The 19,158-nt window shown below is 54.9% G+C and carries 16 protein-coding genes and 2 tRNA genes; 4 read left to right on the forward strand and 14 right to left on the reverse strand.

The annotated features are described in order from the left end of the window. The first annotated feature begins 99 nt into the window (after positions 1 to 99). The 3 genes from ubiU (at position 100) to LJA86_RS14380 (ending at position 3,068) form a co-directional block, all read left to right on the forward strand. Complete coding sequence (ubiU, locus tag LJA86_RS14370; protein WP_021242249.1) at positions 100 to 1,095, forward strand: ubiquinone anaerobic biosynthesis protein UbiU; 996 nt, start codon at positions 100 to 102, stop codon at positions 1,093 to 1,095. Positions 1,096 to 1,102: 7 nt separating this feature from the next. Beyond that, positions 1,103 to 1,981, forward strand: a complete 879-nt coding sequence (locus LJA86_RS14375; RefSeq protein WP_111967404.1) for a U32 family peptidase — start codon at positions 1,103 to 1,105, stop codon at positions 1,979 to 1,981. Positions 1,982 to 2,060: 79 nt separating this feature from the next. Next, positions 2,061 to 3,068 (forward strand): luciferase-like monooxygenase, encoded by a 1,008-nt coding sequence (locus tag LJA86_RS14380; protein ID WP_023326163.1) that lies wholly within the window; start codon positions 2,061 to 2,063, stop codon positions 3,066 to 3,068. A gap of 84 nt (positions 3,069 to 3,152) precedes the next feature. Here LJA86_RS14380 and mtr read toward each other — a convergent pair whose 3' ends face one another. The 12 genes from mtr to LJA86_RS14435 form a co-directional block, all read right to left on the reverse strand. Continuing rightward, positions 3,153 to 4,397, reverse strand: coding sequence for a tryptophan permease (mtr, locus tag LJA86_RS14385; protein ID WP_008501478.1), 1,245 nt, complete (start codon positions 4,395 to 4,397; stop codon positions 3,153 to 3,155). A 142-nt stretch (positions 4,398 to 4,539) separates the two neighbouring features. Then, complete coding sequence (locus tag LJA86_RS14390) at positions 4,540 to 6,435, reverse strand: DEAD/DEAH family ATP-dependent RNA helicase (RefSeq protein WP_048028855.1); 1,896 nt, start codon at positions 6,433 to 6,435, stop codon at positions 4,540 to 4,542. Then, positions 6,428 to 6,508 carry a protein YrbN gene (gene yrbN, locus LJA86_RS22295; protein WP_100122156.1) on the reverse strand — a complete coding sequence of 27 codons (81 nt, stop codon included), beginning with the start codon at positions 6,506 to 6,508 and terminating at the stop codon, positions 6,428 to 6,430. Before yrbN ends, LJA86_RS14390 begins: the two co-directional genes overlap by 8 nt. Positions 6,509 to 6,615: 107 nt before the next feature. Next, positions 6,616 to 7,500: a lipoprotein NlpI gene (gene nlpI, locus LJA86_RS14395; protein WP_008501476.1), complete on the reverse strand. Its 885-nt coding sequence runs from the start codon at positions 7,498 to 7,500 to the stop codon at positions 6,616 to 6,618. A gap of 108 nt (positions 7,501 to 7,608) precedes the next feature. Beyond that, positions 7,609 to 9,747 carry a polyribonucleotide nucleotidyltransferase gene (gene pnp, locus LJA86_RS14400; RefSeq protein WP_045910096.1) on the reverse strand — a complete coding sequence of 713 codons (2,139 nt, stop codon included), beginning with the start codon at positions 9,745 to 9,747 and terminating at the stop codon, positions 7,609 to 7,611. A 242-nt stretch (positions 9,748 to 9,989) separates the two neighbouring features. Then, on the reverse strand, positions 9,990 to 10,259 hold the full coding sequence (gene rpsO / locus LJA86_RS14405; protein WP_003861789.1) for a 30S ribosomal protein S15: 270 nt from the start codon (positions 10,257 to 10,259) through the stop codon (positions 9,990 to 9,992). A 154-nt stretch (positions 10,260 to 10,413) separates the two neighbouring features. Continuing rightward, complete coding sequence (truB, locus tag LJA86_RS14410; RefSeq protein WP_229226344.1) at positions 10,414 to 11,364, reverse strand: tRNA pseudouridine(55) synthase TruB; 951 nt, start codon at positions 11,362 to 11,364, stop codon at positions 10,414 to 10,416. Next, the gene (rbfA, locus tag LJA86_RS14415; protein ID WP_003024988.1) at positions 11,364 to 11,768 is read right to left on the reverse strand and encodes a 30S ribosome-binding factor RbfA; all 405 of its coding nucleotides are present in this window, start codon (positions 11,766 to 11,768) and stop codon (positions 11,364 to 11,366) included. The genes truB and rbfA overlap by 1 nt, the downstream gene beginning before the upstream one ends. 89 nt (positions 11,769 to 11,857) lie before the next feature. Next, the gene (gene infB, locus LJA86_RS14420; protein WP_045910098.1) at positions 11,858 to 14,545 is read right to left on the reverse strand and encodes a translation initiation factor IF-2; all 2,688 of its coding nucleotides are present in this window, start codon (positions 14,543 to 14,545) and stop codon (positions 11,858 to 11,860) included. Between the two features lie 24 nt (positions 14,546 to 14,569). Beyond that, positions 14,570 to 16,072: a transcription termination factor NusA gene (gene nusA / locus LJA86_RS14425; protein ID WP_003861798.1), complete on the reverse strand. Its 1,503-nt coding sequence runs from the start codon at positions 16,070 to 16,072 to the stop codon at positions 14,570 to 14,572. 28 nt (positions 16,073 to 16,100) lie between these two features. After that, entirely contained in the window at positions 16,101 to 16,553 is a 453-nt protein-coding gene (gene rimP / locus LJA86_RS14430; RefSeq protein ID WP_014833432.1) for a ribosome maturation factor RimP, read from the reverse strand. A 207-nt stretch (positions 16,554 to 16,760) separates the two neighbouring features. Continuing rightward, positions 16,761 to 16,837, reverse strand: a tRNA-Met gene (locus LJA86_RS14435). Positions 16,838 to 17,124: 287 nt separating this feature from the next. Between LJA86_RS14435 and argG the strand changes: the two genes are divergently transcribed. Next, positions 17,125 to 18,471 (forward strand): argininosuccinate synthase, encoded by a 1,347-nt coding sequence (gene argG, locus LJA86_RS14440; RefSeq protein WP_014833433.1) that lies wholly within the window; start codon positions 17,125 to 17,127, stop codon positions 18,469 to 18,471. 186 nt (positions 18,472 to 18,657) lie between these two features. Here argG and LJA86_RS14445 read toward each other — a convergent pair. Both LJA86_RS14445 and secG read right to left on the reverse strand, forming a co-directional pair. After that, positions 18,658 to 18,744: transfer RNA gene (locus LJA86_RS14445), tRNA-Leu, on the reverse strand. A gap of 9 nt (positions 18,745 to 18,753) precedes the next feature. After that, positions 18,754 to 19,086: a preprotein translocase subunit SecG gene (secG, locus tag LJA86_RS14450; RefSeq protein WP_023309338.1), complete on the reverse strand. Its 333-nt coding sequence runs from the start codon at positions 19,084 to 19,086 to the stop codon at positions 18,754 to 18,756. Positions 19,087 to 19,158: the final 72 nt, after the last annotated feature.

Here is a 19,158-nt window from a genome sequence, read left to right on the forward strand (position 1 = left end):
ATACGCCATTAGCTGCCTTAAATCAAAAATTGTCGCGTATGGGTTAATTAAAATCCCAGCTCGTTAACATTTTTGCGATCGATAACATCAGGATAAATTATGGAGCTGCTCTGCCCTGCCGGAAACCTTCCGGCGCTTAAGGCGGCCATCGAAAATGGGGCCGATGCGGTCTATATCGGGCTAAAAGATGACACCAATGCCCGCCATTTTGCTGGCCTTAACTTTACGGAGAAAAAGCTTCAGGAAGCCGTTAACTTCGTTCACCAGCACCGCCGCAAGCTGCATATCGCCATCAATACCTTTGCTCATCCTGACGGGTACGCCCGCTGGCAGCGCGCGGTGGATATGGCGGCACAACTGGGTGCCGATGCGCTGATTCTGGCCGACCTCGCCATGCTTGAGTATGCGGCAGAACGCTATCCCCATATTGAGCGCCACGTCTCTGTTCAGGCATCTGCCACCAACGAAGAGGCCGTGCGTTTTTATCACCGAAACTTTGACGTGGCCCGCGTGGTGCTGCCGCGCGTGCTCTCTATTCATCAGGTTAAGCAACTCGCACGCGTCACGCCAGTGCCGCTGGAAGTTTTTGCCTTTGGCAGCCTGTGCATTATGGCCGAAGGCCGTTGCTATCTTTCCTCGTATCTGACCGGCGAGTCGCCAAATACTGTCGGGGCCTGCTCCCCTGCCCGCTTTGTCCGCTGGCAGCAAACGCCGCAGGGGCTGGAATCCCGCCTGAATGAGGTGCTGATCGACCGCTATCAGGACGGTGAAAACGCCGGTTATCCCACCCTGTGTAAAGGCCGCTATCTGGTCGACGGCGAGCGCTATCACGCGCTGGAGGAGCCGACCAGCCTCAACACGCTGGAGCTGCTGCCGGAACTGCTGGCGGCCAATATTGCCTCGGTGAAAATCGAAGGTCGCCAGCGTAGCCCGGCCTACGTGAGCCAGGTGGCGAAAGTGTGGCGTCAGGCCATCGACCGCTGCATGGCGGACCCGCAGAACTACGCTCCGCAGCAGGCCTGGATGGAGACGCTCGGATCGATGTCCGAAGGCACGCAAACCACGCTGGGCGCGTATCACCGTAAATGGCAGTGAGAAAATCATGAAATATTCATTAGGGCCGGTGCTCTACTACTGGCCAAAAGAGACGCTGGAAGATTTTTACCAACAGGCCGCCACCAGCAGCGCCGATGTGATTTACCTCGGCGAGGCGGTGTGCAGCAAGCGCCGCGCCACCAAAGTGGGCGACTGGCTGGAGATGGCGAAAAGCCTGGCCGGCAGCGGCAAGCAGGTGGTGCTCTCCACGCTCGCGCTGGTGCAGGCCTCTTCCGAACTGGGCGAGCTGAAACGCTACGTAGAGAACGGCGAGTTCCTGCTGGAAGCGAGCGATCTCGGCGTGGTGAACATGTGCGCCGAACGCAAGCTGCCGTTTGTCGCGGGCCATGCCCTGAACTGCTACAACGCCGTGACCCTTCGCCTGCTGCTCAAACAGGGCATGACGCGCTGGTGCATGCCGGTTGAACTCTCCCGCGACTGGCTGGCAAACCTGCTCACGCAGTGCGAAGAGCTGGACATTCGCAACAAGTTTGAAGTGGAAGTGCTGAGCTACGGGCATCTGCCGCTGGCCTATTCCGCCCGCTGCTTTACCGCACGCTCGGAAGACCGTCCGAAAGACGAGTGCGAAACCTGCTGCATTAAGTACCCAAACGGGCGCAGCATGCTGTCGCAGGAGAACCAGCAGGTGTTTGTTCTCAACGGTATTCAGACCATGAGCGGCTATGTCTATAACCTCGGCAACGAGCTGGCGTCGATGGACGGGCTGGTAGATATGGTGCGTCTGTCGCCGCTCGATACCGGCGTGTTCGCGATGCTGGACGCCTTCCGCGCTAACGAAAACGGTGCCGCTCCGCTGCCGCTGACGGCGAACAGCGACTGTAACGGCTACTGGAAGCGTCTGGCCGGGCTGGAACTTCAGGCCTAAAAAAAGGCTCACTTTGTTAACAACGGTTATCATTTTTTAATGCAGTATTAAAGATTCACCGTCGACAAAGTGAGCTGTTATGACTGACAAAACCCTTCCGTTTTCGGTGCTGGATCTGGCGCCGATCCCACAAGGCTCCTCGGCGAGAGAAGCCTTTTCGCACTCTCTGGATCTGGCTCAGCTGGCCGAAAAGCGTGGCTATCACCGCTACTGGCTGGCCGAACACCACAACATGGTGGGCATTGCCAGCGCCGCCACCTCGGTACTGATTGGTTATCTGGCGGCAAATACCACCACGCTGCACCTGGGCTCCGGCGGCGTGATGCTGCCGAACCACGCCCCGCTGGTGATCGCCGAGCAGTTCGGCACGCTGAATACCCTCTATCCGGGCCGTATCGATTTAGGGCTTGGCCGTGCGCCGGGCAGCGATCAGCCGACCATGCGCGCCCTGCGTCGCCATATGAGCGGCGATATTGATAACTTCCCGCGCGACGTGGCCGAACTGGTGGACTGGTTCGACGCACGTGACCCGAACCCGCACGTGCGCCCGGTACCTGGTTACGGCGAGAAGATCCCGGTTTGGCTGCTGGGCTCAAGCCTCTACAGCGCGCAGCTCGCCGCCCAACTGGGGCTGCCGTTTGCGTTTGCCTCCCATTTCGCGCCGGATATGCTGCATCAGGCGCTGCATCTTTACCGCACGCACTTCAAACCGTCCGAGCGTCTGGAGAAACCGTACGCGATGGTGTGTATCAACATCATTGCTGCCGACAGCAATCGCGACGCGGAATTCCTGTTCACCTCCATGCAACAGGCGTTTGTGAAGCTGCGTCGCGGAGAGACGGGCCAGCTTCCGCCGCCGGTGGAGAATATGCATCAGCTGTGGTCAGCTTCAGAGCAGTATGGCGTTCAGCAGGCGCTGAGCATGTCGCTGGTAGGCGATAAAGCGAAAGTGCGTCACGGGCTGGAGGCGGTGCTGCGTGAAACGCAGGCGGATGAAATTATGGTTAACGGCCAGATTTTCGATCACCAGGCGCGTTTGCACTCGTTTGATTTAGCCATGCAGGTGAAAGAGGAGTTGGTGGGGTAGTTTTTTGCCGGATGGCGGCTACGCCTTATCCGGCCTACGCGATCCCTGTAGGCCCGGTAAGCGTAGCGCCACCGGGCTTTGCATTTACTGATAGACAGGCAACAGATTAAAACTCGACAGCACGTGTACCAGGGCATTGCCCGCGCCGAACACCAGGATCAGCGCAATCATCGGCTTACCGCCCCAGACGCGGAATTTCGGGCTACCGAAGCGTTTACGTGATTTACGCGCCAGCAGCGCGGGCACTATTGCCGCCCAGATGGTTGCCGCCAGTCCGGCATAGCCGATCGCGTACAGGAAGCCGTTCGGCCACAGCAGGCCGCCCACAATCGGCGGCAGGAAGGTCAGCAGCGCGGTTTTAAAACGCCCCATCGCAGAATCATCAAAGCCGAACAGATCCGCCAGGTAGTCAAACAGGCCCAGCGTCACGCCGAGGAAAGAGCTCGCCACCGCAAAGTTAGAGAAGATAACCAGCAGCAGATCCAGGCTGCGGCTGTTCAGCACGCCGCTCAGCGCCTGCACCAGCACGTCAATGTTACCGCCCTTCTGCGCAATACCGATAAATTCCGGGCGCGGGATGTTGCCCATCGTTCCGAGCAGCCAGATGACATACAGCGCCAGCGCCAGCAGCGTGCCGTAGACCAGACACTTCACAATGGTGCGCGGATCTTTGCCGTAGTACTTCATCAGGCTCGGCACGTTACCGTGGTAGCCGAACGACGCCAGACAGAACGGCAGCGTCATCAGCAGGTACGGCGTATAGGAGGTATTCACTTCGGCAACGTTAAACAGCGTGGCGGGCGTCACGTGCCCCAGCAGGCTGCCGAAGGTCAGGAAGAAGGTGATGACCTTCGCGCCCAGTACGATTGCCGTCATCCGGCTTACCGCTTTGGTACTCATCCAGACGATAAACGCCACGCCCAGCGCAAAGCACAGCCCGGCCAGACGCGCCGGAACGTTCAGCGACATCTCAGAGAAGGTGTGATGCAGAATCGAACCGCTCGCCGAAATATATGCGTAGGTCAGGATATAGAGCACAAACGCGATGGACAGACCGTTCACCAGGTTCCAGCCTTTGCCCAGCAGGTCTTTGGTAATGGTGTCAAAGCTCGCGCCAATGCGGTAGTTCAGGTTGGCTTCGAGGATCATCAGCCCGGAATGAAGCATACAGAACCAGGTAAAGACCAGCGCGGCCAGCGACCAGAAGAACCACGCACCGGACATGACCACGGGCAGGGAGAACATCCCGGCACCTATAATGGTTCCGCCGATGATCACCACGCCGCCAAGCAGCGAAGGTGACGTTTGGGTGGTGGTTAGTGTCGCCATACAGCCTTTTCTCCAGTCAATCATGCGGTTCTGCATTTTAATGTGACGCACTGTACCAGTACAAGAGTACAAAGGGAATAAAAAAAGCCCCGATAGCATGTATCGGGGCTGTATATTTTACTTTACGTCAGAAGCGTAAGGCTTACGCGTCACCGAAACGACGACGGCTGGTGCCTTCTTCACGACGTGGACCACGGCTTTCGCGGCGCTCGCCGGAGAAACGACGACCTTCACCACCGCGACCTTCGCTGCGACCGCCTTCACGACGCTCGCCGCCGAAACCGCGACCACCACCACGGCGTTCGCCGCCACGGTCAGGACGTGGCTGTGCATCGCCCAGCAGCTGCATGTTCATCGGCTTGTTCAGGATGCGGGTACGCGTAAAGTGCTGCAGTACTTCACCCGGCATGCCTTTTGGCAGCTCGATGGTTGAGTGGGATGCGAACAGCTTGATGTTACCGATGTAACGGCTGCTGATGTCGCCTTCGTTAGCGATCGCGCCAACGATGTGACGAACCTCAACGCCATCATCACGGCCCACTTCAATGCGGTACAGTTCCATGTCGCCTGCGTCGCGACGTTCACGACGTGGACGGTCTTCACCACCACGCTCTGGACGGTCACCACGTGGGCCACGATCGTTACGGTCGCCACGACGTTCGAAGCGATCGTCACGGTCACGGAATTCACGCTTAGGACGCATCGGCGCATCTGGTGGCACGATCAGGCTACGTTCGCCCTGAGCCATTTTCAGCAGTGCTGCAGCCAGGGTTTCCATATCCAGCTCTTCGCCTTCAGCAACAGGCTGAATCTGCGACAGCAGCGCACGGTACTGATCCAGATCGCTGCTTTCCAGCTGCTGCTGTACTTTGGCGGCGAATTTTTCCAGACGGCGTTTGCCCAGCAGCTCTGCGTTTGGCAGGTCCGCTTCTGGAATGGTCAGCTTCATGGTGCGTTCGATGTTACGCAGCAGACGACGCTCGCGGTTCTCAACGAACAGCAGCGCACGGCCAGCACGACCCGCACGACCGGTACGGCCGATACGGTGAACGTAAGACTCGGAATCCATCGGGATGTCGTAGTTAACAACCAGGCTGATACGCTCAACGTCCAGACCACGTGCTGCCACGTCGGTTGCAATCAGGATATCCAGACGACCGTCTTTCAGACGCTCCAGAGTCTGCTCACGCAGGGCCTGGTTCATGTCACCGTTCAGCGCTGCGCTGTTATAGCCGCTACGCTCCAGGGCTTCAGCCACTTCCAGGGTCGCGTTTTTGGTACGAACGAAGATAATCGCCGCATCAAAATCTTCCGCTTCCAGGAAACGTACCAGCGCTTCGTTTTTACGCATACCGTACACAGACCAGTAGCTCTGGCTGATGTCCGGGCGAGTGGTTACGCTGGACTGAATACGCACTTCCTGCGGCTCTTTCATGAAGCGGCGGGTAATGCGACGGATAGCTTCCGGCATGGTTGCAGAGAACAGCGCGGTCTGATGACCGTCCGGGATCTGCGCCATAATGGTTTCAACGTCTTCGATGAAGCCCATACGCAGCATTTCATCTGCTTCATCCAGTACCAGACCGCTCAGTTTAGAGAGGTCCAGGGTACCGCGCTTCAGGTGATCCAGCAGACGGCCCGGCGTACCGACAACAATCTGTGGGCCCTGGCGCAGGGCGCGTAACTGCACGTCATAACGCTGGCCGCCGTACAGGGCAACCACGTTTACGCCGCGCATATGTTTAGAGAATTCCGTCATGGCTTCTGCAACCTGAACAGCCAGTTCACGGGTTGGAGCCAGAACGAGGATCTGCGGTGCACGCAGGTCCGGATCAATGTTGTTCAGCAGCGGCAGCGAGAACGCTGCAGTTTTACCGCTACCAGTCTGGGCCATGCCCAGCACGTCACGACCAGAAAGCAGGTGTGGGATACACTCAGCCTGGATCGGAGATGGTTTTTCGTAACCCAGATCGTTAAGGGCTTCAAGGATAGGAGCCTTCAGGCCCAGATCTGCAAAAGTGGTTTCGAATTCAGCCATGTAGTACGAGTGCCTCAATGTCAATGGCGGCCAGTCTACTTAGCTCATCGTGAAAATGATTAGCAATTTTCATTGAAAAGTGTGAACCGGCTCAAAGTAGGTGTATTGACGAACAACAACGCCCTCACCAGTTAAGGTGATGGCAATCAAAAGATTACGGGCTGATGTTTATGTCGTCAGCTATTGCTGGTCCGATTCTGCCAGGTCGTCTTGCTCCTGGCCCAAGAGCGATAATTCCAACAATGCATAACGGTGCTCAACGAAGTTGTGTACGTTGTTAGCAACCGCTAATTTGAACAGTGCCGTAGCGCTGTCCTTATCCCCCAGACTTAGGTAGTACTTACCTAAATAGAAGTTGGTTTCACTGAGATGCTCAGCGAGCGAGGTGTTATCCGTTGCGTCCGCCTTGAGGCGTTCCATCAGCGTTGCTTCGCTAATGTTGCCCAGGTAGAACTCGACAATGTTCCATCCCCACTGTTCCTTGTCCGATTTATCGAAGCGCTGTTTCAGTGCCTCTTTTGCCTGCTTCTCATCGAGCTTCCGCTCAACGATGTAAAGCCACAGGCTACGGAAAGGATCATTAGGATCGTCTTGATAAAACGCCAGCAGATCATCTTGCGCTAACTTGTCACGACCGCCGTAATACAATGCGATACCGCGATTCAAGTGCGCGTAGTTGTAAGTTGGATCAAGCTCAAGTACAGAATCAAACGCTTCATAGGCAGCATCAAAATTGCCTGCCTGCGTTAAATAAATGCCTAAGTAATTGAATACTTCAGGCATATCAGGTCGGATAGCCAGCGCTTGTGAAAAATCATTTCGCGCCAATGCCCTCAGACCGAGACTATCATACAACACTCCGCGCTCATATAAAAGCTGTGCGCGTTCGTCATCGGTTAAAGCCCGACTGGCAAGTATTTGTTCCATGCGTGCCAGGATCACTTCCTGCTGCAAAGTCGGTTGCAATGGCACTGCGAGGACTTCGCTCTTACGCCAGGCAGAGTTGCTGCATCCTGCCAGCGTTAAAGCTGTCGCAACGAAACACCAGCGCAAAAAAGGCTTCATTTCCCACTCCCGAAGACAACTATTGGATGAACGTCCTGTCCCCCGGCGGCTTAACAAGGCGTCCTGCCTGATAATAGGCCCTCCGCAAAGCGGAGGGCAAATGGCAACTTACTCGCCTTGCTGTTCTGCGGCCTGTGCTTCTGGCGCAGCAGCTGGCTGAGACTGCTCGGTTGCTTCTTTAATGCTCAGACGGATACGGCCCTGGCGATCAACTTCCAGAACTTTAACCGGTACTTCCTGACCCATCTGCAGGTAATCGGTCACTTTCTCAACGCGCTTGTCAGCGATCTGAGAGATGTGAACCAGACCTTCTTTACCGCCACCGATGGCAACGAACGCGCCAAAGTCAACGATACGGGTCACTTTACCTGCATAGACGCGGCCCACTTCGATTTCTGCAGTGATTTCTTCGATGCGACGGATCGCGAATTTCGCTTTCTCGCCGTCGGTTGCTGCGATCTTCACAGTACCGTCATCTTCGATTTCGATGGTGGTGCCAGTCTCTTCGGTCAGCGCACGGATTACGGAACCGCCCTTACCGATAACATCTTTGATCTTGTCTGGATTGATCTTGATGGTGTGAATACGCGGTGCGAATTCAGAGATATCACCGCGTGGCGCGTTGATAGCCTGTTCCATCACGCCCAGGATGTGCAGACGCGCACCTTTAGCCTGGTTCAGAGCAACCTGCATGATCTCTTTGGTGATACCTTCAATTTTGATATCCATCTGCAGCGCAGAGATACCGTCGCGGGAACCCGCCACTTTGAAGTCCATATCGCCCAGGTGGTCTTCGTCGCCCAGAATGTCAGACAGAACAACATAGTTGTCGCCTTCTTTCACCAGGCCCATTGCGATACCCGCAACGGCGGCTTTGATTGGCACGCCTGCATCCATCAGCGCCAGAGAGGCACCACACACGGAAGCCATAGAAGAAGAACCGTTGGATTCGGTGATTTCAGACACCACACGTACGGTGTACGGGAATTTGTCTGCTTCTGGCATGACTGCCAGCACGCCGCGCTTCGCCAGACGACCGTGACCAATTTCACGACGCTTCGGCGAGCCAACCATACCGGTTTCGCCTACGGAGTACGGAGGGAAGTTGTAGTGGAACAGGAAGCTGTCAGTACGCTCGCCCATCAGTTCGTCGATGATCTGTGCGTCACGTGCCGTACCCAGGGTCGCGGTAACCAGCGCCTGCGTTTCGCCACGGGTGAACAGCGCGGAACCGTGAGTACGTGGCAGCACGCCAGTACGCACATCCAGACCACGGATCATGTCTTTTTCACGGCCATCGATACGCGGCTCGCCTGCCAGAACGCGGCTACGAACAACGTTTTTCTCGATAGCATGCAGAATTTCGCTCAGCTCGTTAGCATCCAGCGTTTCGTCTTCAGCAACCAGCGTTGCGATAGTTTCAGACTTGATCACGTCAACCTGAGCGTAACGCTCCTGTTTGTCAGTGATGCGGTACGCATCGCTCAGACGAGATTCTGCCAGAGCTGCAACGCGTGCATTCAGTGCGTCGTTAGCTGCTTCTGGCTGCCAGTCCCAACGTGGTTTACCGGCTTCTTTCACCAGATCGTTGATGTTCTGGATAACAACCTGCTGCTGGTCATGGCCGAAGACCACAGCACCCAGCATCTGGTCTTCGCTCAGCAGTTCAGCTTCGGATTCAACCATCAGCACAGCGGCTTCAGTACCCGCAACCACCAGGTCCAGCTTACTTTCTTTCAGCTCTTCCTGAGTTGGGTTCAGCACGTACTGGTCATTGATGTAACCGACGCGCGCGGCACCGATTGGGCCATTGAATGGAATACCAGACAGTGACAGGGCAGCGGACGCACCGATCATCGCCACGATGTCCGGGTTAACCTGTGGGTTAACGGAAACAACGGTCGCGATAACCTGTACTTCGTTAACGAAGCCTTCCGGGAACAGCGGACGAACCGGGCGGTCAATCAGACGCGCGATCAGGGTTTCGCCTTCGCTTGGACGGCCTTCACGACGGAAGAAGCCACCCGGGATTTTACCCGCAGCGTAGGTACGCTCCTGGTAGTTAACGGTCAGCGGGAAGAAGTCCTGACCTGGTTTAGCTTTTTTCTGGCCCACAACGGTAACGAATACCGCGGTGTCATCCATGCTTACCATAACGGCAGCAGTAGCCTGACGTGCCATCATGCCGGTTTCCAGCGTGACGGTATGTTGACCATACTGGAATTTACGAACGATCGGATTCAGCAAAGTTCTGTCCTTTCTTAAATGTTTGACAGCACACCACCGGTGTGCTGTCGATTTGACCCGACCTTCTTCGCATCCTCGCGACTAATGACAACCAACACCCCCCTGGGTGAAGCCTCTCATTAGCCGCGCGAACCTCTGCAATGAAGATCATTTATAGCAACAATACAATAGTTTCCAGTGAATTGCTGCCGTCTGCTTGAAAAAAGGGGCCATCAGGCCCCCTTTTCTGAAACTCGCAAGAATTAGCGACGCAGACCCAGACGCTCGATCAGCGCGGTGTAGCGTGCAACATCTTTACGTTTCAGGTAGTCGAGCAGTTTACGACGCTGAGAAACCATACGCAGCAGACCACGACGGCTGTGGTGATCTTTTTTGTGCTCTGCAAAGTGACCCTGCAGGTGGTTAATCTGTGCAGTCAGCAGTGCAACCTGAACTTCGGTAGAACCGCTGTCGTTAGTACCACGACCAAACTCAGAAACGATTTTAGCTTTAGCTTCAACGCTTAGAGACATTTTCAAACTCCAAAGTATAAAGAATGTAAGGATGCCGATCTCTAATTCAGCAATCCCATGTACGCCCCGCAGATTGTTAAACAATTTACCAGGCGTTAAGCGGCGATATTCTACTCGTCTCCCCTGCTTATCGCAAGGTGAGCCGTTATCACCGTCACGCGTCGACCGGATATTCGACGACCAGACGACGCGGCGCAACGCGCCCTTCGCCATCCATTTCGCCCATCCCGATGAATTTCCCTTCGTCACCTTCGGTCACGCGCACCAGACCTTCCAGCGGAGCATCCGCCGTACGAACCGGGTTGCCGTTCTTAAAGTAAACGGACGATGTTAAAGGAAGATTAACAACCGGGAAGTCCGCAGCCGGACTGTCCATCGGCATCAGCAGCGGATCCAGCAAATCTGCCGGCGCGATCCCCTGCGCTTCCGCCTGTTCAACCAGCTCGCGCAAATGTTCCAGGGTCACCATCCGCTCCACCGGATACTTGCTCACCGCCAGACGACGCAGGTAAATCACATGCGCGCCACAGCCCAGCTTTTCACCGAGGTCGTCGATGATGGTGCGAATATAGGTCCCTTTCGAACAGTGCACTTCCAGCTCCAGCTCATCGCCTTCGTGGCGAATAAAGAGCAGCTCATACACGGTAATCGGACGGGCTTCACGCGGGACCTCAATGCCCTGGCGCGCATATTCGTAGAGTTTTTTCCCCTGATACTTCAGCGCCGAATACATCGACGGTACCTGCATCGTATCCCCACGGAAGCTCTCCAGCGCCGCATCAAGCTGCTCCGCGCTGAACGTCACCGGACGCTCCTCCACGACCTGACCATCCGCGTCGGAGGTATCCGTGCGCTGGCCCAGCTTAGCGATAACGCGATAACGCTTATCGGAGTCGAGCAGGTACTGGGAAAACTTTGTCGCCTCTCCCAGACAGACCGGCAGCATGCCGGTTGCCAGCGGGTCGAGCGCGCCGGTGTGGCCCGCACGGTTGGCGTTAAAAATACGCTTCACTTTCTGCAGCACGTCGTTGCTGGAAGCGCCCTGGGGTTTATCCAGCAGCAGCACACCATGCACGTCGCGACCACGACGACGAGGACGACTCATCAGTCCTCCTTGCTGTCGTCCGCCGGGTTAACACGACGCTCATCGTCATGTTTAACCACGCTGGTCACCAGGTTGGACATACGCATACCTTCGACCAGCGAATTGTCGTAGAAGAAGGTCAGTTCAGGCACGATACGCAGGCGCATCGCCTTACCGAGCAGAGAGCGGATGAAACCAGACGCTTCCTGCAGCGCTTTGATGCCGTTTTTCACTGCGGCTTCGTCCTGATCGTTCAGGAAGGTGACGAACACTTTGGCATAGGCCAGGTCACGGGACATTTCCACACCGGAAACGGTGGTCATCATGCCGACGCGTGGGTCTTTAATTTCACGTTGCAGAATGAGTGCGATCTCTTTCTGCATTTCCTGCGCTACGCGCTGAGGGCGACCAAATTCTTTCGCCATAATAAATTCTCCAGACAAAAAAGGGGCTAAAGCCCCTTTTTGAAATTATTGCCGGGTGGCGCGAGGCGATCCCGGCTTACAATCGGTAATTAAGCGATGGTACGCTGAATTTCGATGATCTCGAACACTTCGATCATATCGCCAACGCGAACGTCGTTGTAGTTCTTCACGCCGATACCACATTCCATGCCGTTACGGACTTCGTTAACGTCATCTTTGAAGCGGCGCAGGGATTCCAGCTCGCCTTCGTAGATAACCACGTTGTCACGCAGTACGCGGATTGGGTTGTGACGCTTGATGTTACCTTCGGTAACCATACAGCCCGCGATCGCACCGAATTTCGGTGATTTGAACACGTCACGTACTTCAGCCAGACCGATGATCTGCTGTTTCAGCTCAGGAGACAGCATGCCGCTCATCGCTGCTTTCACTTCGTCGATCAGGTTATAGATGACGGAGTAGTAACGCAGATCCAGACTTTCGGATTCAATCACTTTACGCGCAGACGCATCCGCACGAACGTTGAAGCCAACCAGGATAGCGTTGGACGCAGCAGCCAGGGTTGCGTCTGTTTCGGTGATACCACCTACGCCAGAACCGATGATCTTCACTTTCACTTCGTCGGTGGACAGTTTCAGCAAGGAGTCGGAGATCGCTTCCACAGAGCCCTGAACGTCGGCTTTCAGCACGATGTTCACTTCGTGAACTTCGCCCTCGGTCATGTTGGCAAACATGTTCTCGAGTTTAGATTTCTGCTGACGAGCCAGTTTAACTTCACGGAATTTGCCCTGACGATACAGTGCCACTTCACGCGCTTTCTTCTCGTCACGCACAACGGTCACTTCGTCACCGGCAGCCGGAACACCGGACAGACCCAGGATTTCCACTGGAATGGACGGACCCGCTTCCAGCACTTCCTGACCCAGTTCGTTACGCATCGCACGAACGCGACCGTATTCGAAACCGCACAGAACGATATCGCCTTTATGCAGCGTACCTTCACGAACCAGAACGGTAGCAACCGGGCCACGTCCTTTATCCAGGAAGGATTCGATAACCGCACCGCTCGCCATACCGTTACGGATGGCTTTCAGCTCCAGAACTTCGGCCTGCAGCAGGATCGCGTCCAGCAGTTCGTCGATACCGGTACCCGCTTTCGCAGACACGTGTACGAACTGGCTTTCGCCGCCCCACTCTTCCGGCAGGATACCGTACTGGGAGAGTTCGTTTTTAACACGATCGGGATCCGCTTCTGGCTTATCGATCTTGTTCACGGCAACCACAACCGGCACACCGGCTGCTTTCGCGTGCTGGATAGCTTCGATGGTCTGCGGCATGACGCCGTCGTCCGCCGCAACAACCAGAACAACGATATCCGTCGCCTGAGCACCACGAGCACGCATAGAGGTAAACGCGGCGTGGCCCGGGGTATCCAGGAAGGTGATCATACCGTTGTCAGTTTCTACGTGGTATGCACCGATGTGCTGGGTAATCCCACCCGCTTCGCCAGAGGCAACCTTGGTAGAGCGAATGTAGTCAAGCAGAGAGGTCTTACCGTGGTCAACGTGACCCATGATGGTCACTACCGGTGCGCGCGGTTCTGCCGCAGCACCTGTGTCACGGTCGCTCATTACTGCTTCTTCCAGCTCGTTTTCACGACGCAGGATAACTTTGTGGCCCATCTCTTCCGCAACCAGCTGTGCAGTTTCCTGATCGATCACCTGGTTGATGGTTGCCATCGCGCCCAGCTTCATCATCGCTTTGATGACCTGAGAGCCTTTAACCGCCATCTTGTTCGCCAGTTCGCCAACGGTAATGGTTTCGCCGATCACAACGTCACGGTTAACGGCCTGAGCCGGCTTCTGGAAGCCCTGCTGCAGAGCGGAACCTTTACGCTTGCCGCCTTTACCACCGCGAACAGCCGCGCGTGCTTCTTCACGGTCAGCTTTGGATTCAGCGTGCTTGTTACCTTTTTTCGCCGGACGCGCTGCTTTTGCATTACGACCACGGCCACGGCCGCCTTCTACTTCACGGTCATTATCATCTTCAGCCTGACGTGCGTGCTGAGAAGTGGTCACGTGATAGTCGCTGGTGTCTTCAGACTGCTCAGCGGTATCAACACCGTTCTTCTCATTTTCTTCAGCCATACGACGCGCTTCTTCGGCGACGCGGCGAGCTTCTTCTTCCAGCTTACGGCGGGCTTCTTCTTCCGCTTTACGCTTCAGCTCGGCAGCTTCATTTTCACGGCGGGCTTTTTCAGCCTGGGCGGTTTTGGTCATTTCGTCTGTCTGTTGATTGCTCACTTTGTCTTTTTCCGCAGCGTCACGCTTCACTTTATCACTTGCGTCGCGTTTCGCTTTTTCTGCGGCCTCACGTTCAGCTTTTAATTCTGCTTCACGTTTGGCGGCTGCTTCCGCCTCACGCTGAGCTTGTTCTTCCGCTTCACGCTGTGCCTGCTCTTCCGCGGCAAGGCGTTCTGCCTCTTGCGGATCACGTTTTACAAAGGTGCGCGTCTTGCGGACTTCAATTTGTACCGATTTGCTTTTGCCACCGGTACCAGGGATGTTTAACGTGCTACGCGTTTTGCGCTGCAGCGTTAACTTGTCAGGCGTAGAGCCGTGTTCACGGTTCAGGTGCGTTAACAAGGTTTGTTTTTCTTGCGCGGTCACCGAGTCATCAGCGGACTTCGGGATCCCTGCATCAGCAAATTGCTGTACCAGGCGGTCCACGGAGGTCTGAATCTCAGCAGCCAGCGATTTTACAGTTACATCAGTCATGCTGTTCCTTCCTGCTACAGTTTATTACGCTTCGTCGCCGAACCAGCAAATATTACGTGCGGCCATGATGAGCTCGCCGGCTTTCTCGTCGGTTAAACCTTCGATATCAGCCAGGTCATCAACGCCTTGCTCAGCGAGATCTTCCAGCGTACAAACACCACGGGCAGCCAGCTTGAACGCAATCGCACGATCAAGACCTTCCAGATTCAGCAGGTCATCAGCCGGCTTCTTATCGCCAAGGCTTTCTTCCTGAGCCAGTGCCAGGGTGGTCAGTGCGTTTTTAGCGCGTTCACGCAGGGCTTCAACGGTTGGTTCATCCAGACCGTCAATTTCCAGCAGCTCTTTCATTGGCACATAGGCCAGTTCTTCCAGCGTAGAGAAACCTTCTTCAACCAGAACAGTGGCGAAGTCTTCGTCAATATCCAGGTATTTCGTGAAGGTGTCGATCGCCGCATGGGCTTCAGCCTGATGCTTAGCCTGCAGGTCATCAACGGTCATGACGTTGAGTTCCCAGCCGCTCAGCTGTGACGCCAGGCGTACGTTCTGACCGTTACGGCCGATTGCCTGCGCCAGGTTGCCCGCTTCAACAGCGATATCCATGGTGTGTTTGTCTTCGTCAACAACGATAGACGCCACATCAGCCGGAGCCATTGCGTTGATCACGAACTGCGCCGGGTTGTCATCCCACAGAACGATATCAATACGTTCGCCGCCCAGCTCAGTAGAAACTGCCTGGACACGCGCACCGCGCATACCGACGCAAGCACCGACCGGGTCGATACGCTTGTCGTTGGTTTTCACCGCAATTTTCGCACGGGAGCCCGGATCGCGAGCCGCCGCTTTAATCTCAATAACTTCTTCACCGATTTCCGGTACTTCGATACGGAACAGTTCTACCAGCATTTCTGGTTTAGAACGGGTCACGAAGAGCTGTGCACCACGCGCTTCAGGACGAACGGCGTACAGAACACCGCGAATACGGTCGCCTGGGCGGAAGTTTTCACGCGGCAGCATATCTTCACGCAGGATCACGGCTTCAGCGTTACCCGGCAACCCTTCGGATTTGATCTCCAGGGAGATGTTGTCGCGGTTCACTTTCTTCACCACGCCGGTGATGATTTCGCCTTCCTGATCGCGGAACTGATCGACAACCAGCGCGCGCTCGGCTTCGCGCACTTTCTGCACGATAACCTGTTTAGCGGTCTGGGTGGTGATACGGTCGAAGGTCACAGATTCAATCTGATCTTCAACGTAGTCACCCACGTTCAGACTTTCGTCTTCAAAACGGGCGGCTTCCAGCGTGATCTCTTTGGTCGGCTGGGTCACTTCTTCAACGATTACCCAACGACGGAATGTATCGAAGTCACCGCTTTTACGATCGATTTCTACGCGAACATCGATCTCTTGTTCGTATTTTTTCTTGGTTGCTGTAGCCAGTGCACTTTCCAGCGCTTCAAAAATCTTCTCACGCGGCAGTGATTTCTCGTTGGAGACGGCTTCAACAACAGCCAAAATTTCTTTGTTCATCGCGGGCTTTTCACCTCAATCCAGACTGTTAAAAGTGGGGAACCAGGTTCGCCTTCTGGATATTACTCAGCGCGAACACTTCATCTTTGCCTTCGACTGTCACCGTGATCATTTCACCATCAACGGCTTTGATAATTCCCTGCCATTTACGGCGGTTCTGTACGGCCATACGCAGAACGAGAGCCACTTCTTCACCGGTAAAGCGCACATAGTGCTCGGCCGTGAACATCGGGCGATCGAGGCCAGGTGAGGAAACTTCCAGGTTGTACGCAACGGTAATTGGGTCTTCAACATCAAGAACCGCACTCACCTGGTGGCTGACATCAGCACAATCATCAACATTGATGCCATCTTCACTATCAATATAGATGCGCAGCGTCGATGTACGGCCGCGAACGAATTCGATGCCGACCAGTTCGTAGCCCAGTGCTTCGACCGGTGCAGTAATCATCTCTGTTAATTTTTGCTCTAATGTGGACAAGCCCACCCCCAAGACATAAAAAAAGGGCGTAAAGCCCAGTTATTCTGTAGTCAGATAACAAAAAACCCCGATAAATCGGGGCTTTAGATAACTGAACCCTATAGCCACAACTGTGGCCTGGAGCACTTTCCTAAAGAATTTTTTCAAATCCAGCTACGAAGGCTCTAAGTCTTCACAGTATATTTGAAAAAGAACTTTATGGGAAAGTGGTTGCGGGGGCCGGATTTGAACCGACGACCTTCGGGTTATGAGCCCGACGAGCTACCAGGCTGCTCCACCCCGCGCCTGAAACGTGGCAAATTCTACGCGTTTTGGACAGAATTTGCAAATAATGCTGGGATTTGGTACCGAAGACGGGACGTAAAATCGGCGTTTAGTATATTGATAGTTGACCCCACCTGTCAAGGCGACTTCCGCCAGATCGATCAGACCAAAATTTTTACAAAAAACGCACGAGTCACTTCCGGTCTTCGCCAAAAGATGATTAAATGAATACTCACTTATTTTGCATAAAAATGCACAAGAGAGCGAAAGCGGTCTCTAATCAGTCAATCAAGCAGGGTTTTATTCTATGACGACGATTCTCAAGCATCTTCCGGTAGGACAACGTATTGGCATCGCTTTCTCAGGTGGCCTGGATACCAGCGCTGCACTGCTGTGGATGCGCCAGAAGGGAGCGGTTCCGTATGCCTATACTGCGAACCTGGGTCAGCCGGATGAGGACGATTATGATGCTATTCCTCGTCGCGCGAAAGAGTATGGTGCAGAGAACGCGCGCCTGATTGACTGCCGTAAGCAACTGGTCGCGGAAGGTATCGCGGCGATTCAGTGTGGTGCATTCCATAACACCACCGGCGGCCTGACCTATTTCAACACCACTCCGCTGGGCCGTGCGGTGACCGGCACCATGCTGGTTGCCGCCATGAAAGAAGACGGCGTTAACATCTGGGGTGACGGCAGCACTTATAAAGGAAACGATATCGAACGTTTCTATCGTTATGGCCTGCTGACCAATGCCGAACTGCAGATTTACAAACCGTGGCTGGATACCGACTTCATCGACGAGCTGGGTGGTCGTCATGAGATGTCCGAGTTTATGATCGCCTGCGGTTTTGACTATAAGATGTCAGTCGAGAAAGCTTACTCCACCGACTCCAACATGCTGGGTGCGACGCACGAAGCGAAAGACCTGGAATTCCTGAACTCCAGCGTGAAGATCGTTAACCCAATCATGGGCGTGAAGTTCTGGGACGAGAACGTGAAGATCCCGGCAGAAGAAGTGACCGTACGTTTCGAACGCGGTCATCCGGTTGCGCTGAACGGCAAAACCTTCTCTGACGATGTGGAGCTGATGCTGGAAGCAAACCGCATCGGCGGTCGTCATGGTCTGGGCATGAGCGATCAGATTGAAAACCGTATCATCGAAGCGAAAAGCCGTGGTATCTATGAAGCCCCGGGGATGGCGCTGCTGCACATCGCTTACGAGCGTCTGCTGACCGGCATTCACAACGAAGACACCATTGAGCAGTATCACTCTCATGGCCGTCAGCTGGGCAAACTGCTGTATCAGGGCCGTTGGTTCGATCCGCAGGCGCTGATGCTGCGTGATGCGCTGCAGCGTTGGGTGGCGAGTGCAATCACCGGTGAAGTGACCCTGGAACTGCGTCGCGGTAACGACTACTCCATTCTGAACACCGTGTCTGACAACCTGACCTATAAAGCAGAGCGTCTGACCATGGAGAAAGGTGAATCCGTGTTCTCACCGGACGATCGTATTGGCCAGCTGACCATGCGTAACCTGGACATCACCGATACCCGTGAGAAGCTGTTCAACTATGTTGAGAACGGTTTGCTGTCAGCCAGTTCAGGTAACGGCCTGCCGCAGGTTGAAAACCTGGAGCACAGCGATAAGAAATAATCGCTGATGTAGCATGCAAAAGGCGTCCTGGGGACGCCTTTTTTATTTGGCCTTTCGTAGGGCGGGTAAGCGCAGCGCCACCCGCCATTTTGCCCGGTGGCGCTGCGCTTACCGGGCCTACGAAAAACAACACATAATCTACAGACGAAAAAAAAGACGTCTTTCGACGTCTTTCTTCTGGAATATTGGTACCGAGGATGGGACTCGAACCCACAAGCCCGTTAGGGCACTACCACCTCAAGGTAGCGTGTCTACCAATTCCACCACCTCGGTACAAAATACTTAGTGCGGGATATCGCTGGTTGGCTTAGCCGGTGCAGCTGGCTGAGTCTGCTCAGTTTTCGCTGGCGCGCTCAGGTTTTCCCACTCGCTTCCTTTGCTGGTCTTGTTGCTGTTGATATTGCCAAGCACCAGACTGATGATGAAGAACAGCGTAGCCAGAATCGCCGTAGTGCGGGTCATGAAGTTCGCAGAACCACTTGAACCAAACAGCGTACCGGAAGCGCCTGCTCCGAAGGAGGCTCCCATATCAGCGCCTTTACCTTGCTGCAGCATAATCAGCGCTACGAGAGCGATGGCTACAATAAGGAAAACAACTAAAAGAGCTTCGTACATAATCAACCTGTTCCTTGCGGATTTGCCGCATACCAATGCTTCGACCAATTAGCAGGATTTTTGTTTCCCACT

The sequence above is a fragment of the Enterobacter sp. TCD1-1 genome (assembly GCF_020567405.1).
Classification (GTDB): domain Bacteria; phylum Pseudomonadota; class Gammaproteobacteria; order Enterobacterales; family Enterobacteriaceae; genus Enterobacter; species Enterobacter quasiroggenkampii.